General features: G+C 58.2%; 12 protein-coding genes, 2 tRNA genes and 4 pseudogenes. 13 read left to right on the forward strand and 5 right to left on the reverse strand.

What is annotated here, in order from left to right:
• Positions 1-5 precede the first annotated feature (5 nt).
• The 3 genes and pseudogenes from JCM25354_RS02980 to JCM25354_RS02990 all read left to right on the forward strand — a co-directional run bounded on the left by JCM25354_RS02980 (position 6) and on the right by JCM25354_RS02990 (position 3,798).
• A complete protein-coding gene (locus JCM25354_RS02980; RefSeq protein ID WP_025884906.1) occupies positions 6-1,481 on the forward strand; it encodes a paraquat-inducible protein A in 1,476 nt (491 codons plus the stop codon).
• Positions 1,478-3,161 (forward strand): annotated as a pseudogene (locus JCM25354_RS23680) (PqiB family protein). Before JCM25354_RS02980 ends, JCM25354_RS23680 begins: the two are co-directional and overlap by 4 nt.
• Position 3,162: 1 nt before the next feature.
• Entirely contained in the window at positions 3,163-3,798 is a 636-nt protein-coding gene (locus JCM25354_RS02990) for a PqiC family protein (protein WP_243443861.1), read from the forward strand.
• Between the two features lie 97 nt (positions 3,799-3,895).
• Here JCM25354_RS02990 and nusG read toward each other — a convergent pair whose 3' ends face one another.
• The 3 genes from nusG to JCM25354_RS03005 all read right to left on the reverse strand — a co-directional run bounded on the left by nusG (position 3,896) and on the right by JCM25354_RS03005 (position 4,898).
• Positions 3,896-4,426, reverse strand: coding sequence for a transcription termination/antitermination protein NusG (nusG, locus tag JCM25354_RS02995; RefSeq protein ID WP_025884908.1), 531 nt, complete (start codon positions 4,424-4,426; stop codon positions 3,896-3,898).
• Between the two features lie 11 nt (positions 4,427-4,437).
• Positions 4,438-4,734: a preprotein translocase subunit SecE gene (gene secE, locus JCM25354_RS21545; RefSeq protein ID WP_084294610.1), complete on the reverse strand. Its 297-nt coding sequence runs from the start codon at positions 4,732-4,734 to the stop codon at positions 4,438-4,440.
• Positions 4,735-4,821: 87 nt separating this feature from the next.
• A tRNA-Trp gene (locus JCM25354_RS03005) sits at positions 4,822-4,898 on the reverse strand.
• A 183-nt stretch (positions 4,899-5,081) separates the two neighbouring features.
• Between JCM25354_RS03005 and JCM25354_RS03010 the strand changes: the two genes are divergently transcribed.
• The 6 genes and pseudogenes from JCM25354_RS03010 to atpC all read left to right on the forward strand — a co-directional run bounded on the left by JCM25354_RS03010 (position 5,082) and on the right by atpC (position 10,532).
• Positions 5,082-5,155 (forward strand) — tRNA-Gly (locus JCM25354_RS03010).
• A 466-nt stretch (positions 5,156-5,621) separates the two neighbouring features.
• The gene (gene atpH, locus JCM25354_RS03015; RefSeq protein WP_035446688.1) at positions 5,622-6,209 is read left to right on the forward strand and encodes an ATP synthase F1 subunit delta; all 588 of its coding nucleotides are present in this window, start codon (positions 5,622-5,624) and stop codon (positions 6,207-6,209) included.
• Positions 6,209-7,742 (forward strand): annotated as a pseudogene (gene atpA, locus JCM25354_RS16220) (F0F1 ATP synthase subunit alpha). Before atpH ends, atpA begins: the two are co-directional and overlap by 1 nt.
• A gap of 9 nt (positions 7,743-7,751) precedes the next feature.
• Positions 7,752-8,627 (forward strand): F0F1 ATP synthase subunit gamma, encoded by an 876-nt coding sequence (locus JCM25354_RS03025; RefSeq protein ID WP_025884911.1) that lies wholly within the window; start codon positions 7,752-7,754, stop codon positions 8,625-8,627.
• A gap of 26 nt (positions 8,628-8,653) precedes the next feature.
• Complete coding sequence (gene atpD / locus JCM25354_RS03030) at positions 8,654-10,108, forward strand: F0F1 ATP synthase subunit beta (protein ID WP_025884912.1); 1,455 nt, start codon at positions 8,654-8,656, stop codon at positions 10,106-10,108.
• Between the two features lie 4 nt (positions 10,109-10,112).
• Complete coding sequence (gene atpC, locus JCM25354_RS03035; RefSeq protein WP_025884913.1) at positions 10,113-10,532, forward strand: ATP synthase F1 subunit epsilon; 420 nt, start codon at positions 10,113-10,115, stop codon at positions 10,530-10,532.
• Between the two features lie 76 nt (positions 10,533-10,608).
• On the opposite strand, the gene queF is transcribed toward atpC, so the two are convergent.
• Positions 10,609-11,079: a preQ(1) synthase gene (gene queF / locus JCM25354_RS03040; protein ID WP_025884914.1), complete on the reverse strand. Its 471-nt coding sequence runs from the start codon at positions 11,077-11,079 to the stop codon at positions 10,609-10,611.
• A gap of 29 nt (positions 11,080-11,108) precedes the next feature.
• Here queF and rnd point away from each other — a divergent pair.
• Positions 11,109-12,295, forward strand: a pseudogene (gene rnd, locus JCM25354_RS16225) (ribonuclease D).
• 225 nt (positions 12,296-12,520) lie between these two features.
• Entirely contained in the window at positions 12,521-13,192 is a 672-nt protein-coding gene (locus JCM25354_RS03050; RefSeq protein WP_025884915.1) for a GcrA family cell cycle regulator, read from the forward strand.
• A 79-nt stretch (positions 13,193-13,271) separates the two neighbouring features.
• Here JCM25354_RS03050 and JCM25354_RS03055 read toward each other — a convergent pair whose 3' ends face one another.
• Positions 13,272-13,787: a bactofilin family protein gene (locus JCM25354_RS03055; protein WP_025884916.1), complete on the reverse strand. Its 516-nt coding sequence runs from the start codon at positions 13,785-13,787 to the stop codon at positions 13,272-13,274.
• A gap of 475 nt (positions 13,788-14,262) precedes the next feature.
• On the opposite strand from JCM25354_RS03055, the pseudogene JCM25354_RS16230 reads away from it, so the two are divergent.
• Both JCM25354_RS16230 and typA read left to right on the forward strand, forming a co-directional pair.
• Positions 14,263-15,212 (forward strand): annotated as a pseudogene (locus tag JCM25354_RS16230) (adenosine kinase); the annotation flags it as partial.
• Between the two features lie 352 nt (positions 15,213-15,564).
• The gene (typA, locus tag JCM25354_RS03065; protein WP_025884917.1) at positions 15,565-17,388 is read left to right on the forward strand and encodes a translational GTPase TypA; all 1,824 of its coding nucleotides are present in this window, start codon (positions 15,565-15,567) and stop codon (positions 17,386-17,388) included.
• The last annotated feature ends 167 nt before the right edge of the window (positions 17,389-17,555 follow it).

Consider the following 17,555-nt stretch of genomic DNA (forward strand, 5'->3'; position numbering starts at 1 on the left):
GATCCATGTCTGATCGCTTTCATAAGCGCCTGTGGCGTAACGCCGTCACGATGACGTCTCCTGTGGCCCCGTCTCCAACGCTGAGGGTCGTGGAAGGCGTGCGCGAATGCCCCTATTGTGGATTGTTTCAGACCATGCCGCGGCTGGAACGCGGAAAGGTTGCTTTCTGCACGCGGTGTGATGCCCAGCTTGCCAGGCGCAGACGCACTGCGCCCATAGCCGCTCCAACGGCTTTCTGCCTTGCCTCTGCCGCGCTTTATATCGCCTTGCTGATGACTCAGCTGATGACGATCAACGTGCATGGCCGGGTCAACACTGTCACGATTCTGACAGGACCGCTGGAGCTCGGCCGGGAAGGTTTTGGCGAAATCGGTTTCATTGTAGGGCTGACCACCCTGATCATGCCAGGCATAGCAATTGCCCTGATGGGCGCCATTCTTGTCGGTGCCAGTCGGCGACACATGCCGGACTGGGCGCCACGATTGCTCTCATGGTACGATAAGCTGCGCGAATGGTCGATGATCGAGGTCTATATCCTCGGTGTCTTTGTTGCGTATACCAAGCTGATCGATCTGGCGATTGTTGACCTGAAAGCGGGCGTGTTTCTGATTGCGGCACTCATGATCACCATGGCTGCAACAGATTCGACGCTCGATGTCGAGCGTATCTGGCATAATCGCGATATCCGTGAGGAAATGGAGGATACCGAGGGACGCCTTCTGCCAGTCGAGCATGTGCACGCCAGTGAAGACTCAATTCCTCCCCTGGATCAGATGCTGTCCTGTCATTCCTGTGGGCTGGTCATGGATTTCGGTCATGCCGTCTCGCGTGAAGGTGATATGGGCGACTGCCCACGCTGTCACCAGATATTGCATAGGCGCAAATCCAACAGTCTGACGAATGCCGCAGCTTTGCTTCTGGCTGGAATTATCTGTTACATTCCGGCTAATCTCCTGCCGGTCATGACCTATACAAAGATGGGTCAGGCCGATACGAGCACGATCATCCACGGTGTGATCGAATTATGGCAGGCGGATCTGATTCCGTTGGCGCTTCTGGTGCTGTTCGCATCCATTACAGTGCCTGTACTCAAGATTGTTTCTCTGGCTGTCATGGTGATTGGCACCTGGCGCAAGCAGAAAAAGGCTCTGCGTCTGCTGACGAAGCTTTACAGGCTGATCGATCTGATCGGGCGCTGGTCGATGATCGACGTGTTCATGATCTCTATTCTTGTTGCGATCGTGCACTTCAATTTTCTTGCGAATGTTCTTGCCGATCCCGGTGTGGTTTTCTTTACTATCGTCGTAATTGTGACGATATTCGCGGTGCATAGCTTCGATCCACGTAGCATGTGGGACGCTGCCGGGGAGAACGGTCCTGTTCCGGCCCCCGATGAGGCAAGACAAAATTCCGACCTTGGAGGGATCTCCAGGGACGATACTTCATTTCCTCCTCACGATATGGAGCCTGAGCGCGCGTGAGCGACCAAAACGATCAATCCCGGCAGAACTCACCCGCCCCTAAAAAGGCCGGTATCAGAAAAACGCGTTTTTCGGTTATCTGGCTGATTCCGATTCTGGCGATCCTGATATCCGGCTGGCTCGCATGGCGAAGCCTGGCCAATCGCGGACCGGATATCACAATCACGTTTGACACGGCTTCGGGCCTGACTGCGGGGCAGACCCAGGTCAAGAACAAGGCGGTGACGCTTGGTACGGTGCAGGATATCAGCCTGACGCCCGATATGCGTCGCGTCATTGTCCATGTACGGATGAACGGCGATACAGAAGATATTCTGACCGAACATACACGGTTCTGGGTCGTGAGGCCGCGTATCAACGGCGCCAGTATCACCGGGCTCGAAACCCTGCTCTCCGGTGCCTATATCGCCATCGATCCTGGCGAAAAAGGGGGGCGCTACGAGAGCAATTTCACCGGGCTTGAAGCGGCACCTGGCGTAAGATCAGACCAGCCCGGCTCAACCTTCATGCTGGTAACGCCGACGCTGGGATCGATCGGTGAAGGCGCACCGGTCTTCTTCCGTGACATGTCGGTAGGTGAGGTGCTGGGGTATACCATGCCGCCGGGGGGAGAAGGACCAATCATGGTCCAGGTCTTCGTCAAATCGCCTTATGATCACTATCTGCGTACTGATACGCGATTCTGGAATGTCTCTGGTGTGCAGGTCGGGCTCGGGGCTGGTGGCCTCAAGGTTCAGCTGACCTCGCTTCAGGCACTGCTGTCAGGAGGCGTTGCCTTTGGTCTGCCAACACGACGTCTCAAGGTTGATGCCCCCCAGCTCCGGCCAATTCGGTTTTCAGACTCTATGCTAGTCAGGCTGAGGCGGATAACGCCCGCTATCATCAGCGCGTCAAGGCAGCCACATATATTGACAGTTCGGTCAAAGGACTTACCTCCGGCGCCAGTGTCAGCATGTTCGGCATTCAGGTGGGCAGTGTGACCGATGTATCGCTCAAGGTGAATGAGAAAGATGCGACCGCTCGCGTCCGGGTGGAAATGGAGCTTGAACCGAGCGTGTGCTGAGCGCGGAGGAAACCACGCGTGAATCCCAGCGCAAGTTGCTGGAGGCGTTCATTGCAAGAGGCATGCGCGCCTCTGTGGAGAGCGCCAGCTTCCTGACGGGTGAATCGATGATTGGTCTGCAGTTCGTCAAGAATGCCAAACCTGCCAGCCTTACCTATGAAGGCGACGTGGCCATTCTCCCAAGTCAGCCCGGTGGCTTTGACGGGATCATGGCTTCAGCGGCGACGACGATGGACAAGGTTGCGGCAATGCCGTTGACCCAGATTGGCGAACATCTGAATGATCTGCTGGCTCATGCCGATCAGCGTCTGGCGAGCCCGGAAGTAAAACAGTCGATCATTGCTCTGCGCGATTCGCTTCGTCATGTCTCGGAGCTGACCCAGAATGCCGATCAGGGCATGAAACCGTTGCTCAAAAAGCTGCCTGCCATGAGCGATGCACTGCAGGGGACGCTTAAAAATGCTCAGGTGGTGCTGGCCAGCTACGGGGGCGACACGGATTTCCATCGCGATTTGCAGGCCATGATCACGCAGCTTGGTCAGGCGGCTCGTTCGATCCGCTTCCTGACGGATTACCTCAATCATCATCCTTCGGCACTGATCACGGGACGCCACTGACGTGAAGATACATATTGCTCTCTGCTCATACCCCGCCCTGCGCCGTCCTGTAGCCATTGCCGCCATGTCTCTTCTGATGGCAACGGGTCTCTCGGCTTGTGGGAGTGATCCGACACTCTACTCCATTGCGCCCGTTCCCGGTGTCTCCCAGTCCGGTGGGCCGGCCGTGGTAGAGGTGCGCACACCGGTCGTCGCAGCCAGTCTGGATCGTGATGAGATTGTACGACAGGACAAGGATTACAAACTGGGTATCGCCAAGGGTAATGCCTGGAGCGAGGCGATCGGAGGCATGATTGGTCGTGTTCTGACCCAGGATCTGGCGCAACGCCTGCCAGGCACAACTGTTTTTGCACAGAATGACGCTGTTTCGACCCGGCCGCTTGCGTTCGTCGAGCTAACGGTTACGGCATTCAACGCCGATCAGCAGGGAAATGCGTCACTGGTCGGTACACTCTCTGTACATGGTGACAAGCAGGGTATCGGCCCCAATATGACTGTGCCGGTTCAGTTCCAGACGCGTCTGGATAACAAGCAGCCCAACACACTGGTTGCCGGGCTGAGCACTCTTACCGGGCAGTTGGCCGATCTCGCAGCGCAGAAGATCCGTACCCTGCCGGTTTTGCCGATCGCGCCATGAGGGTTCCGGAGGGACCGGCTTTCCTGATGTTGGTCACAAGGTATAAAAAAACCCGCCTTCTTCCGGAGGCGGTTTTTTCAGGCTTGTCGCCGGATAATCAGAGTTTTTCGACCTGTGTATAGTCGAGCTCCACCGGGGTAGAGCGACCAAAAATCGAGACACTCACCTTGAGGCGGGAGCGCTCTTCGTCCACTTCCTCAATGACACCGTTGAAGGATGTGAACGGACCATCGGCAACACGGATCTGCTCGCCAATTTCGAAGGTCAGAGCAGAACGCGGGCTTTCTACCCCTTCTTCAGCCTGTTTGAGCATACGCTCGGCTTCGGCTTCCGTGATGGGGGAGGGACGGTTCCGTGTGCCAAGAAAGCCGGTAACCTTTGGTGTGTCCTTGACCAGATGCCAGGCATCGTCGGTCAGTTCCATTTTTACCAGAACATAGCCTGGGAAGAATTTGCGCTCGGCATTGATCTTGCGACCACGGCGCACTTCGGTCACGTCTTCGGACGGAACGAGTACTTCCTCGAACTGGTCGCTCAGACCCTTCTGAGCTGCCTGTTCCTTGATATGGGTGGCAATCTTCTTCTCGAACCCGGAATAGACATGCACGACGTACCAACGCTTAGCCATTGTTGTTCGTCTTAGCCTCCAACGCCAAAGAGCTCGCGCACACCAAGTCCGATGACCTGGTCCACGACGAAAAAGAAAACAGAGGTGAGGGCAGCCATGGCCAGCACGGCGCCGGTTGTGACCAGCGTGTTACGGCGAGTCGGCCAGGTTACCCGGGTCGCCTCCGCGCGTACGTCTTTAAGGTATTGCACCAGATTAAAACGGACAGCTGGCTTGGAAGAGGGTTTCGGGGCGTCTTTTGAAGGCCCGCCCTTAGAGGGCGAAGACTGCTGCGACCCGTTTCTGGGGGTAGTGACCGACACCGTCATCCTCATAATTTATCTGAAAGCCGCGCGTGGCGGAATACCGCGCCCGACTCCGCTCGCTGACTTGATCAGCCAGCGGCTGCGGCGTGGTGGCAGGGGCGGAGGGTCTCGAACTCTCAACCTCCGGTTTTGGAGACCGGCGCTCTAGCCAATTGAGCTACACCCCTATCGTCGTCCGCCTGATCAGCCTTTCAGGGTAAGACACCCGTTCCGGCGGGTCATGACGAGACCACTTGCGGCGTAATGCGGTGCGGACGCGTTTAAGTCAAGAGATCATTTAAAGTTTTTCCGCTGAAACTGTCACTTGCTTCCCGTCGGGAAGAAGGTTAGGGAGGGGCATCAGCTGAAGCGCGGGCGTAGCATAGTGGTAATGCAGTAGCCTTCCAAGCTTCTGAGGAGGGTTCGATTCCCTTCGCCCGCTCCAGCTGCTTCTTCCTGAAAAAAACAGCTGTAAAATCCTGACGTCAGGTTTCTGGTCAGGAGTTATCTGCAGAAATCCTGAGAGCCCGTCTGCGCATCTTCTTTCTGCCGGTTCATTTCATGGAGGCAGGCCGGACGTTATTCCGGCGGGTGAGTTGCCAGGGCGGACAAGGTTGCGTCAGGAGTGGTTCCAAGATGGGAGCACCCGAACCGGGTCATCTCCGGCTCTGGTGAAACCGAGTGCTTCACCATGCAGGTTCCTTATGCACCAGAGTGTCAGTTGCACAGGGCGCTCCACGCGTGCTAGACGCCCCGCGAGGCCCGACCCGTTATTGCGGAATCGGGACGAACAGTCTCGTTAACCTGAGTTATGACCAAAGGCTTGCACTGGCAGGATCTCCGGGGTGATCCCGGTACTGCGGCAAACTGGTCATCAGGATGTTTGTTATATTGGGGTGGGAACGCCGGACGTGACAGTGGTCGAAACAGCCGAAGCACCGCAGGTCAGCTTGGATTCGTCAGGAGGCGTGGCACATCGCTATGCTCTGGCGCTGTACGAGTATGCCGAAGAGAAATCGGTACTGCCTGAGGTGCTTGATCAGGTACGTGCGCTGCGCAAGCTTGTTGCGGAAAGCACGACTCTGCGCGATTTTCTTGCTGACCAGAGCCTCGATTCCCGCCAGGCAGGCCAGGGTCTGGAAGCCGTACTGAAGGCACAGGGCTTCAGCGACACGATCCTGCGTTTTGCCGGTGTGATCGCGCGCAACAGACGTGTGGCACGCCTCGACGATATTCTTGGTGCTGTTCTTGCTCTTGACGCCAAGCGTCGCGGTGAGACGGTTGCCGAAGTGCGCAGCGCGCAGCCGCTCAGTGCAGCACAGCGCAGCGCCTTGCAGACCCGCCTGGCAGAAGCGGGTTACGCCCGCGTTTCCATGATCGAACGCGTCGAGCCCGAACTGATCGGTGGCCTTGTCGTGCAGATCGGCGCCAAGCTATTTGATACCTCCATTCGCGGGCGTCTGACCCGCATCCAGAATGCCATGAAGGGAGCCGCGTGATGGATATCCGTCCCGCAGAGATTTCGGACATCCTCAAGCAGCAGATCGCGTCCTTCAATGACGAAGCGCAGGTCTCCGAGACAGGCACAGTCCTGTCAATCGGTGACGGCATTGCGCGCGTCTATGGCCTGTCCAATGCCATGTCCGGCGAAATGGTTGATTTCCAGACCACGGGCGACCGCGGCATGGTGCTCAACCTCGAAGAAGACAGTGTTGGCATTGTTGTGTTCGGCGACGGTGACGGCATCCGCGAAGGTGACACTGTCACCCGTACGGGCGCTGTGGTCGAAGTGCCGGTCGGCAAAGGTCTTCTGGGTCGCGTTGTTGACGCGCTCGGCAACCCGATCGACGGCAAGGGCCCGCTGACCGACGTCGTCATGAAGCGCGCCGAGGTCAAGCGCCCGGCATCATGCCGCGCCAGTCCGTCTGCGAGCCAATGCAGACCGGTATCAAGGCCATTGACGCCCTGGTGCCGATCGGTCGTGGCCAGCGTGAGCTCGTGATCGGTGACCGTCAGACCGGCAAGACCGCTATCCTGATCGACACCATCGTTGCCCAGAAGCCCGTCAACGCCACAGGTGACGAGAAGCAGAAGCTTTACTGCATCTATGTCGCCATCGGCCAGAAGCGTTCGACCGTTGCCAACCTTGTTCGCACGCTGACGGAAGAAGGCTCGATGGAATACTCCATCGTTGTTGCCGCAACGGCTTCCGACCCGGCTCCGATGCAGTACCTCGCGCCGTACTCGGCCTGCTCGATGGGTGAGTTTTTTCGCGATAACGGCATGCATGCCTGATCTGCTATGACGATCTGTCCAAGCAGGCTGTGGCCTATCGCCAGATGTCGCTGCTGCTCCGTCGTCCGCCGGGCCGTGAGGCTTTCCCGGGTGACGTGTTCTATCTGCATTCGCGTCTGCTTGAGCGTGCGGCCAAGATGTCCGACGAGTTCGGCGGTGGTTCGCTGACGGCTCTGCCGGTCATCGAGACGCAGGCTGGTGACGTTGCTGCCTATATCCCAACCAACGTGATCTCGATCACCGATGGCCAGATCTTCCTTGAGACCGATCTGTTCTACAAGGGCATCCGCCCCGCCGTGAACGTCGGTGGTTCGGTGTCGCGCGTTGGCTCCGCAGCCCAGATCAAGGCGATGAAGCAGGTTGCCGGCAAGATCAAGCTGGACCTCGCCCAGTATCGTGAAATGGCTGCGTTCGCCCAGTTCGCTTCCGATCTCGACCCTGCAACCCGCAAGCAGCTCGAGCGCGGGGCTCGTCTGACCGAGCTGCTCAAGCAGCCTCAGACCTCGCCGCTGCCGGTTGAAGAGCAGGTTGTTGTGCTGTTTGCCGGTACACGTGGCTTTGTCGACGTCGTTAAGGTTGATCAGGTCGTGCGCTATGAAACGGCGCTGCTTGCCGAAATGCGCGGCCCGGGCAAGGATATTCTCGACGCCATCCGCAATGATCGCCAGATCAAGCCGGAAACCGAAGCCAAGCTGACCGAGCTGCTTACGGCGTTCAACAAGCGCTTTGCAGCCTAAGGACGTATCATGCCCTCGCTGAAGGAACTGCGCGCCCGGATCGCGGGCGTGAAATCGCAGCGCAAGATCACGAGTGCCATGAAAATGGTTGCAGCGTCCAAGCTGCGCCGTTTTCAGAAACACGCCGAGGCTTCGCGTCCCTATGCTGCGGCCATGCGCCGTATGCTTGCCGAACTGGCTACCGCAACGGCAGGTCAGGGCGATCTGCCCGTTCTGCTTGAAGGCGGCAAGGGGTCGACCCATCTCGTTGTTCTTCTGACCAGCGATTTCGGACTTGCCGGTGGTTTCAACGCCAATCTGGTGCGCGCCACACGTCAGTTGGTGTCGCGTCTGGAAGCGCAGGGCGAAACCGTGCGTGTTCTGCCAGTCGGACGCAAGGGCGGCGAGGCCATGGCCCGCATCTATCCGGCAAAACTGGTTGACCGCATCACCGGCACCGGTGGCCGTGAGGTCCAGTTTCAGGCTGCTGCCGATCTCGGCGAACGCGTGACGGATCTGCTGATGTCCGGTAAGGTCGATCGCGTGACGGTTGTGTATAACCGTTTTGTGAACGCCATGACCCAGATCCCGACGGAAGAGGCCCTTGTGCCCCTGAAGCTGGCCGAGAACGACAACAAGACCGAATATAGCGCTCAATATGAATTTGAGCCCAGTGAAGCCGAGCTGCTCGCTCAGCTTCTGCCGCGTAACATCCAGGTTCAGTTCTTCGCAGCGCTTCTCGAAAGTGCAGCTGGCGAGCAGGGCGCACGCATGACCGCGATGGATAACGCGACACGGAACGCAGGCAAGGCGATCGACGAATTGTCGCAGCGCTACAACCGCACCCGCCAGAGCAACATCACCAAAGAACTTATCGAGATCATCTCCGGCGCTGAAGCCGTCTGAGACTTTTACGCAGGAGCCGAAATACGATGTCCGAAACTCTGTCGTCTGCCAGCAGCAACGTCGTGGGTCGCGTGACGCAGGTCCGCGGTCCCGTGGTCGATGTCCAGTTCGAAGGCACGCTGCCGCATATCCTCAATGCGCTGCACGTCCAGAACGGCGACCAGACCCTTGTGCTCGAAGTGGCACAGGAAATCGGTGAGCGCGAAGTGCGCTGCATCGCCATGGACAGCACGGACGGTCTCGTTCGTGGAAGCGCGGTCAAGGATACCGGTGCCCAGATCACCGTACCTGTTGGCCCGGCGACGCTTGGCCGTATCCTCAACGTCATCGGTGAGCCCGTTGACGAGCGTGGCCCGGTCGTGTCCGACAAGCATTACACAATTCACCGCAAGGCTCCTTCCTTTGAAGACCAGGCGGCTGCATCTGAAATCCTTGTGACCGGCATCAAGGTTGTCGATCTGCTTTGCCCCTATCTCAAGGGTGGCAAGATCGGTCTCTTCGGTGGTGCAGGCGTCGGCAAGACCGTCATCATTCAGGAACTGATCAATAATATCGCCAAGGCTCATGGCGGTGTGTCTGTTTTCGCCGGCGTCGGTGAGCGTACGCGTGAAGGCAACGACCTGTATTTCGAAATGCAGGATGCTGGCGTCATCAAGATCGGTGAAGACGGCTCTACAGCCGGGTCCAAGGTGGCGCTTGTCTATGGCCAGATGAACGAGCCGCCGGGTGCCCGCGCCCGCGTTGCTCTTTCTGCCCTGTCTCTCGCAGAATATTTCCGCGACGAGGAAGGCCAGGACGTGCTGTTCTTCGTGGACAACATCTTCCGCTTTACCCAGGCTGGTTCGGAAGTCTCGGCTCTGCTGGGTCGTATTCCTTCGGCTGTGGGCTATCAGCCGACGCTGGCGACCGAGATGGGTGCTCTTCAGGAGCGCATCACATCGACCAAGAAGGGCTCGATCACCTCGGTTCAGGCTGTTTACGTGCCTGCCGACGATCTGACCGATCCGGCGCCTGCTGCAACCTTCGCCCATCTTGATGCCACAACGGTTCTGAACCGTTCTATTGCTGAAATGGGTATCTACCCGGCTGTCGATCCGCTCGACTCCACCTCGCGCTCGCTCGACCCGAAGATTGTCGGTGAAGAGCACTATCAGGTGGCCCGTGACGTGCAGCGCATCCTTCAGACCTACAAGGGCCTGCAGGACATCATTGCGATCTTGGGCATGGATGAACTTTCGGAAGAGGACAAGCAGGTCGTTGCGCGCGCCCGTCGCATCCAGCGTTTCCTGTCGCAGCCTTTCCATGTGGCTGAAGTCTTCACGGGGTCGCCGGGCAAGCTCGTTGCGCTCGACGATACGGTCCGCAGCTTCAAGGCGATTGTGGCCGGCGAATATGATCATCTGCCGGAAGGCGCTTTCTACATGGTCGGTCCGATCGAAGAAGCGATCGCCAAGGCCGAGAAGATGAAGGAGTCGGCGTAAGCCCATGCCGGTTCAGGTCGAAATCATCAGCCCGGAGAAGCTGCTCTTCCAGAAGGAAGTAGAAATGGCTGTCATTCCGGGCGAAGAAGGCGATATCGCGGCCATGCCGGATCATGCGCCGATCATGCTCCTGCTGCGGGGCGGCATCGTTTCTCTCTATGAGAACGGTGTCGTGACCGAGCGTTTTTTCGTCTCCGGTGGTTTCGCCGATATCACCGCAACACGCTGCACCATCCTTGCGGATGAGGCTCTGGCGGTTGAAGAAATTGTCGTCAGCGAGGCAGCATCCCGTCTCGAGATGCTTGAGGTCCAGCTGACCAATATCGCCGCTGACGATATTGCCGATCAGGACCGTCTGTCTCGCAAGATTCAGGCCGCCCGCGCAGCGATCGAAGCGGCAGAGGCAGCGCATCCTCTGCACTGAGGCTCTCAGCTCTGCACAGGTTAAGGAAAAGCCGGAGGTCCATCAGGATCTCCGGCTTTTTTTGATGTGCGCTGGTTCAGCCGCGACCGCGATAGCCGGGAACATCCTGAGACGGAATCCAGACACCCTTTGGCGGCTCGCCTGTCTGCCAGAACACATCGATCGGTATGCCACCACGCGGATACCAGTAGGCTCCGATACGTAGCCATTTCGGATTCAGCACCTCGACCAGCTTTGTGGCAATGCTGACAGAGCAATCTTCATGAAAGGCCCCATGGTTGCGAAAGCTGGTCAGATACAGCTTCAGTGACTTGCTCTCGACGATCCATTCATCGGGAATGTAGTCGATCACGATATGGGCGAAATCCGGCTGGCCCGTGACAGGGCAAAGAGAGGTAAATTCGGGTGCGGTAAAGCGCACGACGTAGTCGCGACCTTTATGAGGGCTCGGCACGCGTTCGAGCGTTGCGGTCTCGGGGCTGTCCGGCTGGACAGTCTGGCGGCCAAGCTGGCTCAATGCGGCCAGATCGTTCTCTGATGTGGTCATGATGGTCTGCCCTGATGTATGGAAGGGAAATGCAAGTGTCTCAAGCCGGTTTCCCAGCCCCAGTCATCGTGTCTTCTACAGACGATTTGGCGCAACTTTGCGCGCGACTCAAGCAGGAGCCGTTCGTCACGATCGATACGGAGTTTGTGCGAGAGCATACATACTGGCCGCAACTCTGCGTTGTGCAGCTTGGCGGTATGGCAGATGTGGCGGTCATTGATACGCTTGCATCAGGCTTGACCTTGCGCCACTGGCTGATCTTCTGGCGACAGAAAGCTGTGTGAAGGTGTTTCATGCGGCGCGGCAGGATCTTGAAATCTTCCTGCATCTTTTCGATGTCCTGCCACGTTCGATCTTTGATACGCAGGTTGCTGCGATGGTAGGCGGATATGGTGATCAGGTGGGCTATGATACGCTTGTCAGCGCCATTACCGGTGCAGGGATCGACAAGACGCACCGTTTCAGCGACTGGGCGGCGCGTCCGCTTTCAAAAGCACAGATTGCTTATGCTGCGGCAGATGTTACCCATTTGCGTAATGTCTATCTGACCTTGCATGACGAGCTGGTGAAGCAGAACCGCCTGCACTGGGCCGATGCCGAGCTGGCCGTTCTGAACGACCCGGCAACGTTCCGGCCTGATCCGCGCCGCCAGTGGGAGCGTCTCAAGGCGCGTACCAATAATCGCCGCATGCTGGGTGTGCTGCGTGAAGTGGCTGCCTGGCGTGAGATTGAGGCACAGGCGCTCGATATTCCGCGCCAGCGTCTGATCCGTGACGAAAGTCTGCTTGAGATTGCGGCTGTTCGCCCGCAGGATGCTGAGGCCCTGTCACGCGTGCGTGGGGTTTCTCGTGGTTTTGCTGAGGGCAAGGCGGCGCCGGGCCTGCTTGCGGCGATCCAGACTGGTAACGATCTTCCTGAAAAGGATCTGCCCCGTCCGCCGCGCAAACCGGAAGGCGCCAAACCTTCATCGGCGCTTGTGGCGTTGCTCAAGGTTGTTCTGGCGGCGAGCTGCGAGGCCAATCGCGTAGCGCCCAAGCTGGTCGCTACAAGTGAAGATCTGGACAGTCTTGCTCTTGGCGAGACGGATAGCCCTGTTCTGCAGGGTTGGCGTCGGGCTGTTTTTGGTGACGATGCCCTGGCTTTGCTCAGGGGAGAAATCCAGCTGGCTGTTAACGGACGCTCCGTAAGGTTGATCCGTATGGATCCGTCACGCTGATCGGATCGGAAGAGACTGCCAGGAAAGACAGGATGCAATTCTGACCGAGGCCTAAAGCACGAATTATCTTTCATTCTTTGGTAATTCTGACGGCTTCAGATTGACTTGTGCAAGAGCTCTGTGTTTATGCGCCAGTCTCATCATAGAAAAATCCGACTTACGGATTGAGCAAGTCGTATTGACACACTAGTTTTACGTCACAGGACTGAATGAGGAGTACGGGCGATGGAATGGACTGACGAAATAATCTCCCGTCTTCAGACGCTTTGGCAGGAAGGACTATCGACAGCCGAGATTGGCCGGCAACTGTCGATCACGAAGAATGCCGTCGTGGGCAAGGCGCATCGGCTGGGCCTGCCCCCCCGTCCATCGCCTATCCGTGCGACGGCCAAGCCCCGCAAGGAGAGTGCGGCAGAGACTTCCGTGTCCCAGCCGGTGATGGAAACAACGGCAGAAGCGCCCATGGCGATTCCTCCGGTATCCGAGGTCAAGTCACCCGCAGCCAGTGAGGTTGCTGCTCCAACCCCGACCAGACCTGTTATTGCCGAGACGACTGTCTCTTCAGCACCCAAAGCAGAACGTGTCGAAAAACCTGTTGAAAATATCAGCCCGGTATCCGCGGAAGAGGCTTCCGCAGCCGTCAAGCCAAGCCCGACCCGTAAACCTGCCGAGCCCAAAACCATGTCGCCAGATCTGATGCTTCGTCCGCTTCTGCGTCCGCTGACGACAGAAAGCTCCACGCGTCGTGGCCCGTCCTGCTGCTGGCCGAACGGTGATCCGGGTACGCCGGGCTTTCATTTCTGTGGTGCCAAGCCGGTCCCAGGCAAACCTTATTGTGCCGAACATTGTGCCATTGCGTATGTAAAGCTGCGTGATCGTCGTGAGAGTGTTGGGTGAGCGTAACCGGCGCTGAATCGTATGTATAAAAAAAGCCCGGTCGTTATGACCGGGCCTTTTTGTTGAGGTCTGGAAGCACTCAGACAGAAGGTGTCGTCTCTTCCGTCTTTTCGACAGCCGGGGGAGCGGCATCAGGTGCGGCAGGGCGCGGCGGCATATCGCCGGTAATCATTTCAAGATGACCGGTGATCTGGCCACCGTCTTCTACCTGAAGGCGACGGCAACGGGTCTTGCCAATGAGCTTGCCTGTGGCGCGAACGGTCAGATTGCCACGAACGGTCAGTGTACCGTCGATCGTGCCAGCCAGGTCGGCATCCTCGACTTCGATCTCGCCCCGAAACACACCGCCCTGGGCAACAGCCAGCTCGGCTGCCTGAAGCAGTGAGGCTTCAACCGTGCCTTCGACAACAAGGCGCTCTGCGTCCTGTATCGAGCCCTGAACCGAAATGCCGCGGCCGACTACCAGAGTACGGCGATCGGAAGAATCGCGGCGTCCACCGGGTGCAGCCGCTGCTGCGGCTGCCGGACGTGCTGCTGCGGCAGGTGCCGCCGGCGTAGCGGAAGAGGGAGGGGTGGGGAACGGCGAACGACCCATCGCTACAGAATCCTTGAGTTGAGAGGCTGATGAAGCGTCAGACGCTGAGGTCGGACGCTCAGGGAAGAGCGAGGCGCTGCCCGAGCCGGGGGCAGTCGCCTTTTGACCAGTACTGGCCGAAGCACCTGAAGATGGAGGAGCTGTATCTTCTGGTTTGCGTCGTTTGAACAAGAGAACCCCGCTGCGCGTTCTGAGAGGTGGCGGTTCGGGTGCCGCTGTCGGCTTTGGGACAGATAAGGTGCCATCGAGATGGCGACCCGTGTCCTCACCCGGCTTACACGGTAAGATGCGCAAGCGACAAGCGGATAAAGGGCAGGTTTTCGCGGTTTTTGACCCTAACCCAGTCTTGTGTCATGGCCTTTGGCGAAGAATGCCGAACCTGTCGTTCACGCAGCGTTACGATCGCGAGTGATCGTGTTGATTTCATGGCGTGGGTAAAGGTTCTGTCAATTTAATTCATCGTTCCGGAGACTTCATGACTGCGCCTGCTCTCGATCTGCTCTGCATTGGTAATGCTATTGTCGATATTCTGGCCCCGGTTTCTCATGAGACGCTCGAGGCACTTGGCTCGCCGCTAGGCAGCATGACACTGATCGATGCTGCCCAGGCCGCAGAAATCGAAGCGGAAATCAGCCCCGAACAGATTATGGGTGGTGGTTCTGCCGCCAATACGGCGGTCGTTGCCTCCCGTCTTGGCGCTCGCGTTGGTTATCTCGGCAAAGTTGCGGCAGATGAAGCCGGCCTTGGCTATGCCAGAGACCTGACAGCACAGAATCTGCTCTACCCCTCTGTTCCGGTTGAGACCGCCGATCGTCCTACCGCACGTTGCATCATTCTCGTCACACCTGATGGCCAGCGTACCATGCATACCTATCTCGGTATCTGTACGGAGTTCGGGCCGGAAGATGTCGATCAGGCTGCTGTTTCGGATGCCGCGGTGACTTATATGGAAGGTTATCTTTTCGACAAGGATCGTGCCCAGGCCGCATTCATCCTGGCCGCGGAAACAGCTCACAAAGCCGGGCGCCGCGTTGCCCTTACACTTTCCGATACGTTCTGCGTTGCCCGTCATCATGACGCTTTTCGTGCGCTTGTGGCCGGGCATATCGACATTCTCTTCGCCAATGAAGCCGAGATCTGCGCCCTTTATGGTACCGAGAATTTCGATTCTGCTGCAGCACAGGCAGGAGCAGATGCCGCTCTTGTCGTGCTGACACGCAGTGAGAAGGGGGCCGTCATTCTCTCCGAAGGCAGAAGATTGTCGTGCCAACCGAGCCGGTCCGGGTTGTGGATACGACAGGTGCAGGCGACGCCTTTGCGGCAGGCTTTTTGGCTGGTCTCGCCAAGGGGCGCAGCCTCGAGGCCTGTGCCACGCTGGGCAACCAGGCCGCTGCAGCCATTATCACCCATATGGGGCTCGCCCCGCAGAGGATTTTGGGCTCAGGGCGTAAGGTCGTCACGGGGCCTTGTCCCATCCTCCGCCAAAGGGCAGCCGCCCTCTGGAAACCAGTTCGGATAAGGCGGGATGAAAGGGGCTTGCCCCTTTCCGGGAGGCGGGGTAGCGCCCGCATGACTTGCCCGCCAGTAGTCCAGCCCCGCCGAGCAGGCACAATTTCACCTTGTGAAACCTGAAAAAACCCGTCTTTTCGGAACCTTTCATTGCACTCTGACGGGAAATTGTGCAGAACACGGCCAAATCCGTCAGTCCCGGCTTTGTGTCGTTCCCAGGGAGCGATCCGGCAGGGCATGACCCTGCAAGCCCGATCAGGACCGCTTCATGGAAATCCGTAACATCGCCATTATCGCGCACGTCGATCATGGCAAGACTACCCTCGTCGATCAGCTTCTCAAGCAGTCCGGTTCATTCCGTGAGAACCAGCACGTTGCAGAACGCGCCATGGACAGCAACGACCTAGAGCGTGAGCGCGGCATTACCATTCTTGCCAAGTGCACCTCGGTCGTCTGGAACGAGACGCGCATCAACATCATCGACACGCCAGGCCACGCCGATTTCGGTGGTGAGGTCGAGCGTATCCTGAGCATGGTGGACGGCGCGATCATCCTGGTCGACTCGGCTGAAGGCGCTCTGCCGCAGACCAAGTTCGTGCTCGGCAAGGCGCTGGCCCGTGGCCTGCGTCCGATCGTGGTCGTGAACAAGATCGACCGTGGCGACGCCCGTCCCGACGAAGTTCATGAAGAAATCTTCGATCTGTTTGCGGCGCTGGGCGCTGACGAGCATCAGCTCGACTTCCCGATGCTCTACGCTTCGGGCCGTCAGGGCTGGGCCGATCTGGAAATGAACGGCCCCCGCAAGGATCTGTCCCCGCTGTTCGATCTGGTGCTGCGTCATGTGCCCACGCCGGGTCTGGACAAGGAAGCGCCGTTCGGCATGGTTGCGACCATTCTCGAGAGCGACAACTTCCTGGGCCGCATCCTGACCGGTCGCATCGAGCAGGGCCGTGCCCGCCTCAACATGCCGGTGCGCGTGCTGCGTCCCGATGGTTCGGTTGTCGAAACCGGCCGTCTGACGAAGCTGCTGTCGTTCCGCGGTCTCGACCGCGTGCCGGTGGAAGAAGCCGAAGCTGGTGACATCGTCGCTGTGGCTGGTCTATCCGACGCGACCATCCCTGACACCATTGCCGATCCGGCTCTAGACGGCCCGCTGCCCTCGACCCCGGTCGATCCGCCGACCCTGTCGATGACCTTCCGCATCAATGACGGCCCTCTGGGTGGTCGTGAAGGCAAGAAAGTGACGTCGCGCCAGATCCGTGATCGTCTGTTCAAGGAAACCGAAGGCAATGTGGCCATCAAGGTGACCGAGAGCGCCGAGAGCGAAGCTTTTGAGGTTGCCGGTCGTGGCGAACTTCAACTTGGCGTGCTCATCGAAATGATGCGACGCGAAGGCTTCGAGCTGACAATCGGTCGTCCGCGCGTACTCTTCCGCACCAACGAAGAGACCGGCGAGCGTGAAGAGCCTTATGAAGAGGTTCTGGTCGATGTTGACGAGCCCTATTCGGGCGTGGTCGTCGAGAAGATGTCGATCCGCAAGGGCGTGATGCAGGACATGCGTCCTTCGGGTGGCGACAAGGTTCGTCTGACCTTTATCATCCCGTCGCGCGGCCTGATTGGCTATCACGGCGAGTTCCTGACCGACACGCGCGGCACAGGTATCATGAACCGTCTGTTCGCGGGTTACAGGCCCTATGCCGGTACGATCGACGGCCGTCGCAACGGCTCGCTGATTTCTTCGGAAGACGGTGCGACCACGCAATATGCGCTGTTCGCGCTGCAGGATCGCGGGACGATGTTCGTCGACGCGGGCGAGAAAATCTACACAGGTATGATCCTGGGTGAGCATTCTCGTGAGAATGATCTCGACATTAACGCCGTGCGTGAAAAGAAACTGACCAACATCCGTGCCGCCGGTAAGGACGATGCGCTGCTTCTGACCCCGCCACGCAAGATGAGCCTCGAGCAGGCCATTGCCTATATTGAAGACGACGAGCTGGTCGAAGTGACGCCTTCTGCCGTGCGTATCCGCAAGCGTTACCTTGATCCGAACGAGCGCAAGCGCATGTCGAAGGTCAAGTCTGACATCTGATCTTTCGGAAAGGGTCATCGGATACGATGGCCCTTTTCTGACGAACATGTCGCGATTAAGGCGAATATACGCCTTTACCGTGCGATTACAGTCATTTTATTAAATTTATCCCGAGACGATTTGAAAAAATACTGATAGCGTCCACGTTGTCATGAGTTCAGATGAGC

Source organism: Asaia prunellae JCM 25354 (assembly GCF_000613885.1).
Classification (GTDB): domain Bacteria; phylum Pseudomonadota; class Alphaproteobacteria; order Acetobacterales; family Acetobacteraceae; genus Asaia; species Asaia prunellae.